Here is a 14689-nt window from a genome sequence, read left to right as displayed (position 1 = left end):
GGTGTGCGCGGGCAGGACTTCCGACCGGGTGTCAATGGCGCGACGCCGGGAACCGTCCGAAGATGGGGGAACCGGACCACCCACCCGAGGTGCAGCGCATGGACAGTCGGCGGTTGCCGAACATCGACGGCGTCGCGGCGGCCCTGGTCGACGGCGACGGACGCGTCGTGGGCTGGACCTCCGCCGCCGAGCAGTTGCTCGGCCTGTCCGCCGCCCAGGTCACCGGCCGTCCCGCCGCCGACCTGCTGGCCGACGGCACGGGCGACGCCCGGGCCCTCGGCAGGCGGACCGGCGAGGTCCGGCTGCGCACCGGCGACGGCACCGCGCTGGAGGTCGCCTACCAGGTGCTGCCGCTGGCCGGCGAGCACGGCGAGGTCCGCGCCCTGGTGCTGGCCACCCCCGCCGACACCGTCGCCCGGCGGCGCCAGGACGAGGCGTTCACCCGGGAGCTGTTCCTGCAGGACCGGCTCGGCCTGGCCTTCTTCGACACCGACCTGCGGCTGCTGCGCACCAACACCCACCTGCTCCCGTACACCGGCCTGCCCGCGCACCTGGCCGGGCACCGGCTCGGCGACTTCCTGCAGCCGGAGGACGCCGCGGCCGCCGAGGCGGTGCTGCGCGGCGTGCTGGCCAGCGGGGAGCCGGTGGTGCGGGCCGAACTGCCGATCCGCACCCTGGACGACCCCGGCCCGGCCGTGGTCATGGAGGTGCAGGCGTTCCGGCTGCAGGCCCCCGACGGGACGCTGATCGGGGTGACCGCGCTGTTCGGCGACGTCACCGAGCTGCACCGCTACCGGCGGCGCGCCGACGTGCTGCACCGGGCCACCGCCGCCGTCGGCGGCTCGCTCTCGGTGGTCGGCACCGCCGAGGACCTGGCCGGGGTCCTGGTGCCCGGCCTCGGCGGCCGCGCCGAGGTGGACATCGCCGAGGCGGTCTTCACCGGCGACGACCCGGTGCCCGGCGCCGACGGGCGACTGGCCGTCCGCCGCACCGCCACCGCGGGCCCGCCCGGCCCCGACGCCCGCCCGCTCGGCCCGCTCGGCGACGAACGCCTCGACGGCCCCGCCGTCGCCGGGCCGCTGTCGATGAGCGCCCCGCTGCACGCCCGCGGCGGCCCGCTCGGCCGGGTCACCGTGCGCCGCCGCGCCCAGGAGGGCCCGTACGAGGCCGAGGACCTCGAACTGCTGCGGGAGATCGCCGCCCGGGCCGCGCTCGCCCTGGACAACGCCCGGCGCTACACCCGCGAGCACCGGGCCGCCGTCGGCCTGCAGCGCTCGCTGCTGCCGCCCGCCGAGACCGTGGTGCCCGCCGCCACCACCGCCAGCGTCTACCGGCCCACCGACACCGCGACCGGGGTCGGCGGCGACTGGTTCGACGTCATCCCGCTCTCCGGCGCCCGGGTCGCCCTGGTCGCCGGGGACGTGGTCGGGCACGGACTGCAGGCCAGCGCCACCATGGGCCGGCTGCGCACCGCCGTGCGGACCCTGGCCGACCTCGACCTGGAGCCCGACGAACTGCTGGTGCACCTGGACGACCTGGTCTCCCAGCTGGTCGTCGAGGGCAGCGAGGAGGAGCGCGAACGCGGCGTCGCCGACCCCTCCGGGGCGACCTGCGTGTACGCCGTCTACGACCCGGTCTCCGGGATCTGCCAGGCCGCCAGCGCCGGGCACCCGCCGCCCGCCCTGGTCCACCCCGACGGCCGGGTCGAGTACCTGGCGGTCAACCCGGGCCCGCCGCTCGGCGTCGGCGGCCTGCCGTTCGAGGCGGCCGAGTGCGTGCTGCGCGCGGGCAGCGTGCTGGCGCTGTACACCGACGGGCTGATCGAGGGCGGCGGCAGCGGCGGCGACCTGGACGAGGGCATGGCCCAGCTGGCCGCCCGGCTCGGCGAGGCCGACCTCGGCGGCGACCTGGCCGCGGCCGGGCGGGCGATCGTCGCGGAGATGTCCACCGCCGGGCTCAGCGACGACGTCACGCTGCTGCTGGCCCGGCTGTCCCCCGTCCCGGCCGCCGACACCGCGGTGTGGACCATCGACGCCGACCCGTCCGCCGTCGCCGGGGTCCGCGAGGCCGCCACCCGGACGCTCGAGGAGTGGGGGCTGGAGGCGCTGGTGTTCACCACCGAGCTGGTGCTCAGCGAGCTGGTCACCAACGCGATCCGGTACGCGGGCGGACCGGTGGTGGTGCGGCTGATCCGCTCCTCGGTGCTGACCTGCGAGGTCTCCGACCCGAGCGCCACCCAGCCGCGGATGCGCCGGGCCCGGCTCACCGACGAGGGCGGCCGCGGCCTGTACCTGGTCGCCCAGCTGACCGAGCGGTGGGGCAGCCGCTACACCCGGGGCGGCAAGACCATCTGGGCCGAGCAGCCGCTCGAACCCCCGCCGCTCAGCTGGTAGCGCCCACCAGCTGAGCGGACCCCGCCGGGGCCGCCGCGTTCTGCCTGGCCTCGCGGCGGGCCAGCACCACCAGGCCGACCGGGATCAGCCCGGTGAACAGCCACCACTGGACGGCGTACGCCATGTGCGGGCCGATGTCGGAGTGTCCGGGCTCGGCGAGCAGCTCGGGGGAGGGGCCCGCGGCGGGCTGCGAGGAGGCCAGCTCCAGGTAGCCGCCGAGCACGGTGGTGCCCGCGTACGCGGCCTGCTCGGAGGTGTTGATCACCTTGAACATCCGCTCCGGCAGCCCGCCGCGGTTCTTCACGCCCAGCGAGGCGTACGTCTCGTCGGCGCGCAGCCGCCCGGTCACGGTGACCTCGCCGGACGGCGGGGCGGGGACGTCCGGGATGCTGGCGGCGTCCGCGGCGGACTCCACCCAACCGCGGTTGACCAGCACCGAGCCCCGGCCGTCGGCGAGCACCAGCGGGGTGACCACGAAGTAGCCGATGGTGGAGCCGCCGGGCTCGGTGCGGCCGCGGATCACCACCTCGTGCGCGGTGTCGTAGCGTCCGGTGGCGGTCACGGTGCGCCACACCTCGCCGGTCGGGACGGACCAGCCGGGGGAGGAGAGCGAGTCGAAGGCGACCGGGGTGCTGCCCAGGTTCCGCGCCACCAGGTCGTTGCGGGCGACCCGGGCCTCGTGCCGGTGGTACTGCCAGAAGCCCAGCTTGATCATGGTGGGGACCAGCACCGCGGCCACCAGGACGATGACCGCCCAGCGCACGGACAGCAGGAATCGGTACACACCCGGCACGCTAACCCTCCTTACCGCCGCGTCAGGCACCGGGGTGCGGCGCGACCTCGCGCAGCAGCTGCAGGAACGCGTCCTCGCCGACCACCGGGGTGCCGTACTCGCGGGCCTTGCGGGCCTTGCCGCTCCAGGAGCCCGGCTCGTTGGTGACCAGCAGGCTGGTGAGCCGGCTCACCGAGGAGGCGATGTGCAGCCCGGCCTCGGTGGCCCGGTCCTCCAGCAGCTCGCGGTCGGTGGCGGTGTCGCCGGTGATCGCCACCCGCATGCCCTGCACCAGCGGCGAGCCGTCCGTCCAGCGGCCCGGGTTCGGGTACGGGCAGGCCGGGCGCTTGCGGCTGGGGCGGTAGGAGGAGCTCCAGGAGCCGCGGGCCGGGCCCGCGGGCGCGGCGGCCTCCTCGCCGAGGTCGGTGACGGCCACGCAGGCGGTCAGCGGCAGCGGGACGCCGCCGCTGCGGGCCAGCTCCAGCGAGGGGCGGAACACCTCGGCCAGCACCCGGGCGTCGTCCAGCGCGTGGTGGGCCTGCCGCTGGTGGACGCCGAAGTGCGCGGCCAGCGAGGAGAGCTTGCCGTTGGGCAGCGGCAGCCGCAGGTCGCGGGCCAGCACCATGGTGCACAGCCGCTGCTCGACCGGGGCGCGCAGGCCCGCCCGGGAGAACTCGCGGGAGATCATGTTCCAGTCGAACAGCGCGTTGTGGGCGACCAGCACCCGGTCGCGCAGCCGCTCGGCGAACTCGGCGGCGATCTCCGGGAAGGTCGGCGCGCCCGCCAGGGTCTCGCTGGTCAGGCCGTGGATCCAGACCGGTCCCGGGTCCCGTTCGGGGTTGACCAGGGTGTACCAGTGGTCGGTGATCTCGCCGTCGGGGTCGAGCTGGTAGACGCCCGCCGAGATCACCCGGTCGGAGCGGCCGAGACCGGTGGTCTCCACGTCGACCACCGCGAAGCCGCGCCCGTCGCCCCCGCCGGGGCCGGTGCGCGGTGCCGGGAACGGCGGGTTCGGGAATGGCGCGTACATAACGCACCACTGTACGGGGAACGGCGGGCGGCCCCGGACTGCTCCGCCCCGCCCCGCCCCGCTCCGCCAGGAATAGCGGGCGTGAACGGCGGCTTACAGTGGGAAGCCCGGGTGCAGACACCCGCGGGACCCGTACACCGAAGGACTTCCCTCATGCGCGCCACCGTGATCCACGGCCCCCAGGACATCCGGATCGAGGAGGTGCCGGACCCGCGGATCGAGCGGCCCACCGACGCGGTCGTGCGGGTGCTGAACGCCTGCATCTGCGGCAGCGACCTGTGGGCGTACCGGGGCGTGGCCAAGCGCCAGGCCGGGCAGCGGATCGGGCACGAGTTCCTGGGCTTCGTCGAGGAGGTCGGCGCCGAGGTGCGCGGCTTCGCGGTCGGCGACCTGGTGGTGGCCCCGTTCGTCTGGTCGGACGGCGTGTGCGAGTACTGCCGCGAGGGCCTGCAGACCTCCTGCCCGCACGGCGGGTTCTGGGGCACCCCGGGCTCGGACGGCGGCCAGGGCGAGGCCGTCCGGGTGCCGTTCGCGGACGGGACGCTGGTGCAGCTGCCCAAGGAGGCGGCCGGGGACGAGAAGCTGCTGCCCGGGCTGCTGGCGCTGTCCGACGTGATGGCCACCGGGCACCACGCGGCGGTCTCGGCGGGCGTGCGGCCCGGCGCGACGGTCGCGGTGGTCGGCGACGGCGCGGTCGGGCTGTGCGGCGTGCTGGCCGCGCACCGGCTCGGCGCGGGCCGGATCATCGCGCTGGGCCGCCACGAGGGCCGCACCGCGATCGCCCGCTCCTTCGGCGCCACCGACGTGGTGGCCGAGCGCGGCGAGGCGGCGGTCGAGGCGGTGCGCGAGCTGACCGGCGGGCAGGGCGCGCACGCCGTGCTGGAGGCGGTCGGCACCGAGGAGTCGATGCGCACCGCGATCTCGATCGCCCGGGACGGCGGCGCGGTCGGCTACGTCGGCGTGCCGCACGGCGGCAGCGCGGGCGTGGACATCGGCCAGATGTTCAACCGGAACGTGCAGCTGCGCGGCGGCGTCGCCCCGGCCCGGGCGTACATCCCCGAGCTGCTGCCGGACGTGCTCTCCGGCGCGATCGACCCGGGCGCGGTGTTCGACCGCACGGTGGGCCTGGACGGGGTGCCCGAGGGCTACCGGGCGATGGACGAGCGCACGGCGCTGAAGGTGCGGATCGCGTTCTGAACCGCCCACCGGACAGCGGTAATTGAATGAAAATCACACCGGGGTGGCCGCGAAGCGGCCGCCCCGGTGGCGTGTTCCGGTCAGTTTTCGGCCACATCGCGTGGGGAAGCTTCTCGGGGTCCGTTCCTGGATCTAGCATGCAGCGCACTCAATGTGACGTCACTCACGTCCATCTGATCGTCCGTCGCACCGAAGACGTCAGGAGTCCCCGCGTGGCACCCCCGCCCGAGACAGCCCCCGAATCGTTCCAACGTATCGAGGAGTCACCGGAGTTCCGGCAACTCAGGAGCTCCTTCCGGAACTTCGCATTCCCGGTCACGGCCGGATTCGTCCTCTGGTACCTGCTGTACGTCCTGCTCAGCTGCTACGCGCCCGGCTTCATGAGCACCAAGGTCGTCGGCAACATCAACCTCGCGCTGGTGCTCGGCATCCTGCAGTTCGTCAGCACCTTCGCCATCGCCGCCTGGTACGCCAGGTTCGCCGACCGGCAACTGGACCCGCGCGCCGCCGTCATCCGCGGCCGCGCCGACGCCACGCTGCCCGCCCAGCCCGTCGACCACACCGCCGTGGCCGAGGAGGCCGCCGAATGATCCAGCTGGCCACCTCCGCGGGCGACCACCGCACCCTGATCATGTCGCTGTTCGGGGTGTTCGTCCTCGCCACCCTCGGCATCACCCTCTGGGCCGGCCGCAGCACCCGGGACGCCTCCGACTTCTACGCGGGCGGCCGCGGCTTCACCGGCTTCCAGAACGGCCTGGCGATCTCCGGCGACTACATGTCCGCCGCGTCCTTCCTCGGCATCACCGGCGCCATCGCGCTCTCCGGCTACGACGGCTTCCTCTACTCCATCGGCTTCCTGGTCGCCTGGCTGGTCGCCCTGCTGCTGGTCGCCGAACCGCTGCGCAACTCCGGCCGCTACACCATGGCCGACGTGCTGGCCTTCCGGATGCGCCAGCGCCCCGTCCGCACCGCCGCGGGCATCTCCACCATCGTGGTGTCGATCTTCTACCTGCTGGCCCAGATGGTCGGCGCGGGCTCCCTGGTCGCCCTGCTGCTCGGCGCCCAGGGCGACGCCGCCAAGCGCTGGGTGATCGTCGCGGTCGGCGCGCTGATGGTGCTGTACGTCGTCATCGGCGGCATGAAGGGCACCACCTGGGTGCAGATCATCAAGGCCGTGCTGCTGATCCTCGGCGCCGGGCTGATGACCGTCCTGGTGCTCGCCAAGTTCCACTTCAACCTGTCCGAACTGCTCGGCTCCGCCGCCAAGGCCAGCGGCAGCGGCGACAAGTTCCTGCAGCCCGGCCTCAAGTACGGCACCAACGGCACCACCAAGCTCAACTTCCTCAGCCTCGGCATCGCGCTGGTCCTCGGCACCGCCGCCCTGCCGCACATCCTGGTGCGCTTCTACACCGTCCCCACCGCGCGCACCGCCCGGAAGTCGGTGCTCTGGTCGATCGGCATCATCGGCGTCTTCTACCTGATGACCCTCGCCCTCGGCTTCGGCGCCGCCGCCCTGGTCGGCCGCAAGACGCTCGCCGCCGACAAGTCCGGCAACACCGCCGCCCCGCTGCTCGCCGAGCACCTCGGCGGCGGCGCCGGGACCACCGGCGGCGCGGTGCTGCTCGCGGTGATCTCCGCGGTCGCCTTCGCCACCATCCTGGCCGTGGTCGCCGGACTCACCCTGGCCTCCTCGTCCTCCTTCGCCCACGACCTCTACGCCAACGTCATCCGGCGCGGCAGGGCCACCGAGAAGGAGGAGGTCGCCAGCGCCAAGTTCGCCGCCGTCGCGATCGGCGCGATCGCCATCCTGCTGTCGATCTTCGCCGACAAGCTGAACGCCGCCGCCCTGGTCGCCCTGGCCTTCGCGGTCGCCGCCTCCGCCAACCTGCCCACCCTGCTCTACTCGCTGTTCTGGAAGCGGTTCAACACCACCGGCGCGGTCGCCTCCACCTACGCGGGCCTGATCACCTCCGTCGGCCTGGTGGTCATCTCCCCGGTGGTCTCCGGCAACGCCAAGGCGCTGATCCCCAGCGGCTCCTTCGACTGGTTCCCGCTGGAGAACCCCGGGCTGATCTCCATCCCGGTCGGCTTCCTGGCCGGCGTGATCGGCACCTACCTCTCCAAGGAGAAGGCCGACCCGGCGAAGTACGCCGAACTGGAGGTCCGTTCGCTCACCGGCCTCGGCGCCCACTGAGGCGGCCGCGCGGCGCCCGCGCGGGCGCCCGCGGAACGGTCCGCTCCCGGGAGGTGTCCGGGCGCGGCGTTAAGCTGGCCCGGCCGCCGCACGGTGGCCGGGCCAGCGGGCTTTTTCCAGGAAGGCGGGCGCCGGGATGCTCCTCGACACCTACGGCCGGCAGGCGGTCGACCTGCGGGTCTCGCTCACCGACCGGTGCAACCTGCGCTGCACCTACTGCATGCCCGAAGAGGGCCTGAGCTGGCTCGGCAAGCCGGAGCTGCTGACCGACGAGGAGGTCGTCCGCCTGGTCGGCCTCGCCGTCGGCACGCTGGGCGTGCGCGAGGTCCGCTTCACCGGCGGCGAACCGCTGCTGCGGCCCGGGCTGGTGGCGATCGTCGCGGCCTGCGCCGCGCTCGCCCCCCGGCCGGAGATCTCGCTCACCACCAACGGCATCGGACTGGCCCGGATCGCCCCCGCGCTGCGCGACGCCGGGGTCGACCGGGTCAACGTCTCGCTCGACACCCTCGACCCCGACACCTTCGCCCGGCTCACCCGGCGCCGCCGCCACCAGGACGTGCTGGACGGCCTCGCCGCCGCCGAGGCCGCCGGGCTGCGGCCGGTCAAGCTCAACGCCGTCCTGATGCGCGGCGTCAACGACCACGAGGCCGCCGACCTGCTGGCCTGGGCGATCGAGCACCGCTACCAGCTGCGCTTCATCGAGCAGATGCCGCTGGACGCCCAGCACGGCTGGGACCGGACGCAGATGGTCACCGCCGAGGAGATCCTCGAACTCCTCAGCACCCGCTACGAGTTGACCCCCGAGCCGTCCTCCGTCCGCGGCGCCGCCCCCGCCGAGCGCTGGCTCGTCGACGGCGGCCCCGCGACGGTCGGCGTCATCGCCTCCGTGACCCGGCCGTTCTGCCGCGCCTGCGACCGCACCCGGCTCACCGCCGACGGGCAGGTCCGCAACTGCCTGTTCGCGACCGGCGAGACCGACCTGCGGGGCGCGCTGCGCAGCGGCGCGAGCGACGCCGAACTGGCCGAGCTGTGGCGGGCCGCGATGTGGGGCAAGAAGGCGGGCGCGGGCATCGACCAGCCGGAGTTCCACCAGCCGGAGCGGCCGATGTCGGCGATCGGCGGCTGAGCGGGGCCGCTCCCGCCCGAGCTCAGTCCTCCGGCTGCCCGGTGCGCCAGGACATCTCGATCTCCAGCTCGATCTCGTCGCCGTCCAGCTCGACCTCGATCTCGGTGCGCAGCTCGTCGGGGATGCGCACGGTCAGCCGACCGGGGCCGAGCTCCAGCTCGGCCTGACCGCCGCGCCTGAGCGCGGCCGCCAGCGCCTCCAGCTGGTCGGCGGCCTCGGTCCGCGACAGCGTCCGCTTCTGCGTGAACTCGAGTTCTTTCACGGGAACCCTCCTGGCCCGTCGGGACACCGGACCCTGCCATCCTCCGGCCTTCCCGCCCGGTCGGCACGGCGAGCGCCGGTCGACGGCCCGCGCGCACCGGTCGACGGCCCGCGCGGCCGTCGACCGGGCGGGACCGCTAGGCGCGGTTGTGGAGCGCCTCCAGGCCGACCAGGTCGTCCGGGCGGGCGTCGGGGACCCGCTCGTCGAAGCGGGCGAAGACCGGCAGGCGGCGCAGCAGCAGGCCGGTGGCGAGCAGGACGAGGGCGAACAGGACGTAGGTCAGGCCGAGGCCGCGGCCGGGACCGGTGCCGATCAGCCGGCCGACGGTCGGGGCGAGCGCGCCGCCGGGCTCCAGGGCGGGTTGCAGCAGGGCCGCCGTGCCGGGGCCGAGCAGGACGAAGCCGATCGGCATCGTGCACCAGGCGAACAGCGCGTTCACGGCGAAGGCCCGCCCGTGGAAGCGGGCCGGGACCTTCACCTGGACGATCGTCGCGTACACGGTGTTCATCACCGTCAGGCCGAGGAACATGCCGAACACGCCCGCGCCGACCAGGGCCGTCGACGGGCGCAGGCCGGTGACCAGGCAGCCCGCGGCCATCAGCAGGAACGCGCCCAGGACGCCGCGCATCCGGTGCCGGGACGGACCGCCCCACACCGCCATCAGGGTGCCGCCCAGGACGATGCCGAGGCCGCCCGCCAGCGAGACCCGGGCGACGTCGGAGAGCGAGCCGAAGCCCAGCACCAGCGGCTGGAAGAAGATGAACAGCGGGCCGACCAGCAGGTTCGTCCCCGCGAAGAAGAACAGCATCGCGCGCAGCCCCGGCGTCCCGAGGGCGAGGCGGAACCCGGCCCGCAGTTCCGCGCCGACGCTCTCCCGGCGCCGCCAGCCCAGCGTGCGGGGGAAGCGCAGCGCGGCGGTGACGGCGATCGCCACCGCGTAGCTGCCCACGTCGGCGATCAGGATGCCGCGCAGACCGACCGTGGCCAGCGCCGTCGTCGCCAGCAGCGGGACCGCGAACTGCACCACGCCGGTGCCCGCCTGCACCAGGCCGTTGGCGTGGCCGAGGAAGCGCTTGGGGACGAGCTGCGGGACGGCCGAGGCGTAGGCGATCCGCTGGAAGGTCAGGGCGACGGACAGCACCGTCATCAGGGCGTACACCGCCGGGCGGTGCAGCGCCCCGGCGAGCAGCAGGGTCAGCATCGCGGCCTGGGTGGCGCCCGCGGCCGTGTCGGCGGCCAGCATCACGGCCCGGCGGCTGTAGCGGTCGGCGACGGTGCCCGCGAGCGGGGCGGCCAGCAGGCCGGGGACGAGGGCGAGCGAGGAGAGCAGGGCGAGCTGGAGCAGCGAGTCGCTGCTCAGGTAGAGCCACAGCGGCAGCGCGAACTCGGTGGTCGCGGTGCCCGCCATCGACACCAGCTGGCCCGCGGCGACCGCCAGGAAGCGCGGCATGCCCGGCGCGGGCGCCTTCGCCCTCGCCCTCGCGGCGGTGGTGGCGGCGGGCGGTGCGGCGGCGGCGCGGGAGACGTCGGCCAGGTGCCAGGTGGCGTCGTCGCGGTCGGGGGCGGGCGGGGTCGCGGGCGGGAGGTCGCGGTGGACGGTGGTGAGGATCGCGGCGACCTCCGCGGCCCGGTACTTCAGGAAGTAGTGGCCGGCCTCGGCGAGCACCACCAGGGCGGTGGTGCCGGAGAGGAAGTGCCACTCGCGGAAGCGCTCCCCGTGGTAGTCGGTGATGTCGTCGCGCTCGCCGACCACCGAGACCACCGGCGCCGACAGCGGGGTCACGCCGCGCTCCAGCAGGCCGGTGAAGTACTCCTCGGCCTGCTCGCCGTCGGCGCGCATGTCCCGCACCAGGCGGCGGGCGGTGGCCGGGTCGACGTCGTCCAGGCTCAGGCCCAGCGAGGTCAGCCAGTCGCGGTAGCGGCGGTCGCTGGCCAGGCGCTCCATCCGGGTCAGCAGCCGCACCACGGGGCCGCGCGGGCGGGCGAACGGGAAGATCGCGCCGGTGTACACCGCCTCGACGGCCCGGCCGTCGGCCTCCAGGGCCAGCGCCAGGGCGACGGCCAGCGCCCCGCCGACCCCGCAGTGCCCGTACACCGCGACCGGGCCGCGGACGTGCTCGCGGACCTCGGCGACGGCCGCGGCGACCAGCTCGGGGAAGGCCGCCCGGCCCTCGGCCCGGCCCATCTCCTCGCCGGTGCCCGCCAGCGCGAACAGGGCGTGGCCGGGCGGCAGGGCGTCGGCGAGCGGCTGGTAGACGGCCGCGCTGCCGCCGCCGTACGGGACGCACAGCAGGGTCAGCACCGGCTCGGCCGCCTGGCGGGGCGTCAGCTCGTGCAGGACGCGGGCCGGGCCGCGGTCGGCCGCGGGGGTGGCGGCCAGCGCGGCCAGCGCCCGGACGGTGGGGTGCTTGAACAGGTCCATCAGCGACAGCCCGGCGGCGTCCGGGAGCGCGGTGCGCAGCTTGGCGACCACCTTGATGCCGAGCAGCGAGTGGCCGCCCAGGTCGAAGAAGTCGTCGTCCCGGCCGGGCAGCGGGACGCCCAGCACCTCGGACCAGACCCCGGCGACCACCCGCTCGGCGTCGGTGGCCGGTTCGGCCCGGTCGGCGCCCGGGGCGGCCGGGGCGGGGGAGGGCAGCGCCCGGCGGTCGAGCTTGCCGGTGGGGCCGACCGGGAGGGCGTCCAGGACGACGTACGCGGAGGGCAGCATCGAGTCCGGCAGGGTGCGGCGCAGGCCCGCCCGCAGGACGGCGGGCGCGGTGTCGGCGCCGCTGCCGTCCGGGACGGTCCAGGCGACCAGGCGGCGCACCCCCGGCCGGTCCTCGCGGACCGCGACGGCCGCCTCCCGCACGCCCGGCAGGGCGCGCAGCGCGGCCTCGACCTCGCCGGGCTCGATCCGCAGGCCGTGCAGCTTGACCTGCTGGTCGGTGCGGCCCAGGTACTCGACGGTGCCGTCGGGCCGGTGCCGGGCCAGGTCGCCGCTGGCGTACATCCGGGAGCCGGGCGGGCCCCACGGGTCGTCGCGGAAGCGCTCGGCGGTCAGCTCGGGCCGGTTCAGGTAGCCGAGGGCGACGCCGGGCCCGGCGATGTGCAGCTCGCCGGGCAGCCCGGCGGGCACCGGGCGGCCGTGCCGGTCCAGCACGTACACCCGCATGTTCTGGATCGGCCGACCGATCGGGGTGCGGCGGACTCCCGCCAGGTTCTCGCGGGTGCACGTCCAGGCGGTGCAGTCGACGGACGCCTCGGTCGGGCCGTACAGGTTGTGCAGGCCGACGGCGGGCAGCCGCTCCAGGGTCTGCCGGGCCAGGTCGGCGGGCAGCTCCTCGCCGCTGCAGACCAGGGTGCGCAGGCTCGTGCAGTGCTCCACGCCCTCCTCGGCGAGGAGGACGGCGAGCATCGACGGCACGAAGTGCGCGGTGGTGACGGCGTGTTCGCGGATCGCGTCGCGCAGGTAGGCGCCGTCGCGGTGGCCGCCCGGGCGGGTCGTCACCAGGCGGGCGCCCTCGCGCAGCGGCCAGAACAGCTCCCACACCGAGACGTCGAACGCCGCCGGGGTCTTCTGCAGCACCGCGTCGGCCGGGCCGAGCGGGTAGGCGCGCTGCATCCAGTCCAGCCGGTTGTCGATGCCCCGGTGCGAGCAGAGCACGCCCTTGGGGCGGCCGGTCGAACCCGAGGTGAAGATCACGTACGCCGGGTCGTCCGGACCGGCCGGGCACAGCGGGCGGCGCTCGGCGGGAGGGCGTCGCAGCGCGGCGTCGTCCAGGGAGAACAGCCTTGTGACGCGCGGGAGTTCGGACGGCAGTCGGTCGCGCAGGGCGTCCTGGGCCAGCAGCGCCCGGGGTGCGGCGTCGGCGAGCATGCCGGACAGCCGCTCGGCCGGGGAGTCCGGGTCGAGCGGCAGGTACGCGCCGCCCGCCTTCAGCACGCCCAGCAGGGCCGCCACCAGCTCGGCCGACCGTTCGGCGCAGACCGCGACCACGCTGCCCGGACCCACCCCGGCGGCGGCCAGGTGCGCGGCCAACGCCGAAGCCCGCTCGTCCAGTTGGCGGTAGCTGAGCCGCTCGCCGGTGGCGTCGACGACCAGGCAGACGGCGTCCGGGGTGGCGGCGGCCCGGGCCTCGAACCGGCCGTGCAGGGTGCCGGGTTCGAGCGGGACGGCGGTGTCGTTCCACTCCTCCAGGGTGGTGCGCAGCTCCGCCGGGTCGGTCAGGTCGATCTGGGAGAGCGGGAGTTCGGGATGACGGACGACCTGGCGCAGCAGGCGCCCGAACAGCTCGGCCAGCCGGGCGATCGTGCCGGGCTCGAACAGGTCGGAGCTGTAGGTGAAGTAGCCGTGCAGGCCCTCGTCGGTGTGCCGCAGGTACAGCTCCAGGTCGAAGCGGGTCGAGCCGGTGGTGAACGGGTGGTGGCCCACCTCCGGGCCGCTGCCCGCCGAACCCGCCTCGGCGCGCTCGTAGTTGAGCAGCGTGAACGAGGTCTGGAACACCGGCGTCCGGCTCGGGTCGCGCGGCAGCGCCAGCTCCTCCACCAGCTGCTCGAACGGCATCTCCTGGTGGGCCAGGTCGGCGACGAACCGCTCCCGAACGTCCGCCAGCAGGGTGGTGAACCCCGGGTCGCCCGACAGGTCCGCGCGCAGCGCCAGAACGTTCGCGAACAGGCCCACCAGCGGCTCCAGTTCGGGCAGCGTCCGGCCCGCGACGGTGGAGCCGACCGCGAAGTCGTCCTGCCCGCACCAGCGGCCCAGCAACGCCTGGTAGGCGGCCAGCAGCGTCATGTACGGCGTCGCGCCGTGCGCCGCGCCCAGCGCCAGCACCGCCCGGCTGGTCTCCGCGTCCAGCGCGATGCCGTGGCCCGCGCCGCGCAGCGTTGGCACCGCCGGGCGCGGCCGGTCGGCGGGCAGGTCCAGCGGCGGGACGCCGGACAGCCGCCCGCGCCAGTGCTCCAGGTCGGCCCGGCGCACCTCGCCCCGGTAGCGCTCGCGCTGCCAGGCCGCGAAGTCCCCGTACTGCACCGGCAGTTCGGGCAGCGGCCGGTCGCCGTCCGGCCGGCAGCCGGACAGCAGCTCGCGCAGGAACAGCTCGCTGGACCAGCCGTCCGAGACGATGTGGTGCTGCACCACCACCAGCACGTGGTCCTGCTCCGCGGCCCGCAGCAGGGCCGCCCGCACCACCGGGCCCGCCGCCAGGTCGAACGGGCGGCCGGTCTCCTCCCGCACCCAGGCGTCGAGCTGCGCCTCCCGGTCGGCCGGGGCCGCCGCCGGGTCGACGGTGCGGACCTCCAGCCGGACGCCGCCGGGCGGGTCGACCACCACGGTCGGCGTGCCGTCGGCCGCCGCCGGGAAGCGCATCCGCAGGCTCTCGTGCCGGGCCACCAGCCGCTCCAGCGACACCGACAGGCGCTCCGGGTCGAGCGGGCCGCGCAGCCGGACCACCAGCGGCACGGTGTAGGCGGTGCTGTCCGGGACGAACTGGTCCATGAACCACAGGCGTTCCTGGGCGAAGGACAGCGGCGGCGCGGTGCCCTCCGGGCGGCGCGGCACGGTCGCCGCCGGGGCGGCGGCGCGGGCGCGGCGCAGGCGGCGGGCCAGCAGTTCGGCGCGGGCGGCGGCGGGGGCGGTCGCGGCGGCGGGAGTGGTGGCGGGCGCGGGGGTGTCGGGGGTGGCGGGAGTGGTGGTGGGGGAGGTGGTCATGCGGCCGGGGCGCCTTCCTGGAGCGG

Annotated in this window: 9 protein-coding genes; 5 read left to right on the top strand and 4 right to left on the bottom strand. The window is 75.3% G+C overall.

Annotated elements, in window-relative coordinates:
• Nucleotides 1-98: 98 nt before the first annotated feature.
• Entirely contained in the window at nt 99-2393 is a 2295-nt protein-coding gene (locus tag QSK52_RS08080) for a SpoIIE family protein phosphatase (protein WP_285735215.1), read from the top strand.
• Here the strand turns inward: QSK52_RS08080 and QSK52_RS08075 are convergent.
• Complete coding sequence (locus tag QSK52_RS08075) at nt 2383-3177, bottom strand: SURF1 family cytochrome oxidase biogenesis protein (RefSeq protein WP_285735212.1); 795 nt, start codon at nt 3175-3177, stop codon at nt 2383-2385. The two genes, QSK52_RS08080 and QSK52_RS08075, sit on opposite strands and share 11 nt — an antisense overlap.
• Before the next feature lie 31 nt (nt 3178-3208).
• Nucleotides 3209-4195 carry a DEDDh family exonuclease gene (locus QSK52_RS08070; RefSeq protein WP_285735210.1) on the bottom strand — a complete coding sequence of 329 codons (987 nt, stop codon included), beginning with the start codon at nt 4193-4195 and terminating at the stop codon, nt 3209-3211.
• Between the two features lie 153 nt (nt 4196-4348).
• Between QSK52_RS08070 and QSK52_RS08065 the strand changes: the two genes are divergently transcribed.
• From QSK52_RS08065 to moaA, 4 genes are all read left to right on the top strand, one after another.
• Nucleotides 4349-5392 carry a zinc-dependent alcohol dehydrogenase family protein gene (locus tag QSK52_RS08065; protein WP_285735208.1) on the top strand — a complete coding sequence of 348 codons (1044 nt, stop codon included), beginning with the start codon at nt 4349-4351 and terminating at the stop codon, nt 5390-5392.
• Between the two features lie 212 nt (nt 5393-5604).
• Nucleotides 5605-5982 carry a DUF485 domain-containing protein gene (locus QSK52_RS08060; protein WP_285735205.1) on the top strand — a complete coding sequence of 126 codons (378 nt, stop codon included), beginning with the start codon at nt 5605-5607 and terminating at the stop codon, nt 5980-5982.
• Nucleotides 5979-7586 (top strand): solute symporter family protein, encoded by a 1608-nt coding sequence (locus QSK52_RS08055; RefSeq protein WP_285735203.1) that lies wholly within the window; start codon nt 5979-5981, stop codon nt 7584-7586. Before QSK52_RS08060 ends, QSK52_RS08055 begins: the two co-directional genes overlap by 4 nt.
• 136 nt (nt 7587-7722) lie before the next feature.
• Nucleotides 7723-8712, top strand: a complete 990-nt coding sequence (gene moaA / locus QSK52_RS08050; protein ID WP_285735201.1) for a GTP 3',8-cyclase MoaA — start codon at nt 7723-7725, stop codon at nt 8710-8712.
• Nucleotides 8713-8734: 22 nt separating this feature from the next.
• On the opposite strand, the gene QSK52_RS08045 is transcribed toward moaA, so the two are convergent.
• Both QSK52_RS08045 and QSK52_RS08040 read right to left on the bottom strand, forming a co-directional pair.
• Nucleotides 8735-8974 carry an amphi-Trp domain-containing protein gene (locus QSK52_RS08045; protein WP_285735199.1) on the bottom strand — a complete coding sequence of 80 codons (240 nt, stop codon included), beginning with the start codon at nt 8972-8974 and terminating at the stop codon, nt 8735-8737.
• Between the two features lie 136 nt (nt 8975-9110).
• A complete protein-coding gene (locus tag QSK52_RS08040) occupies nt 9111-14663 on the bottom strand; it encodes a non-ribosomal peptide synthetase/MFS transporter (RefSeq protein ID WP_285735197.1) in 5553 nt (1850 codons plus the stop codon).
• Nucleotides 14664-14689: the final 26 nt, after the last annotated feature.

It is taken from the genome of Kitasatospora phosalacinea, from assembly GCF_030268885.1.
Classification (GTDB): Bacteria; Actinomycetota; Actinomycetes; order Streptomycetales; family Streptomycetaceae; genus Kitasatospora; species Kitasatospora phosalacinea_C.
Note: the sequence above shows the minus strand (reverse complement) of the source record. Positions and strands in the feature narration are given on the sequence as shown.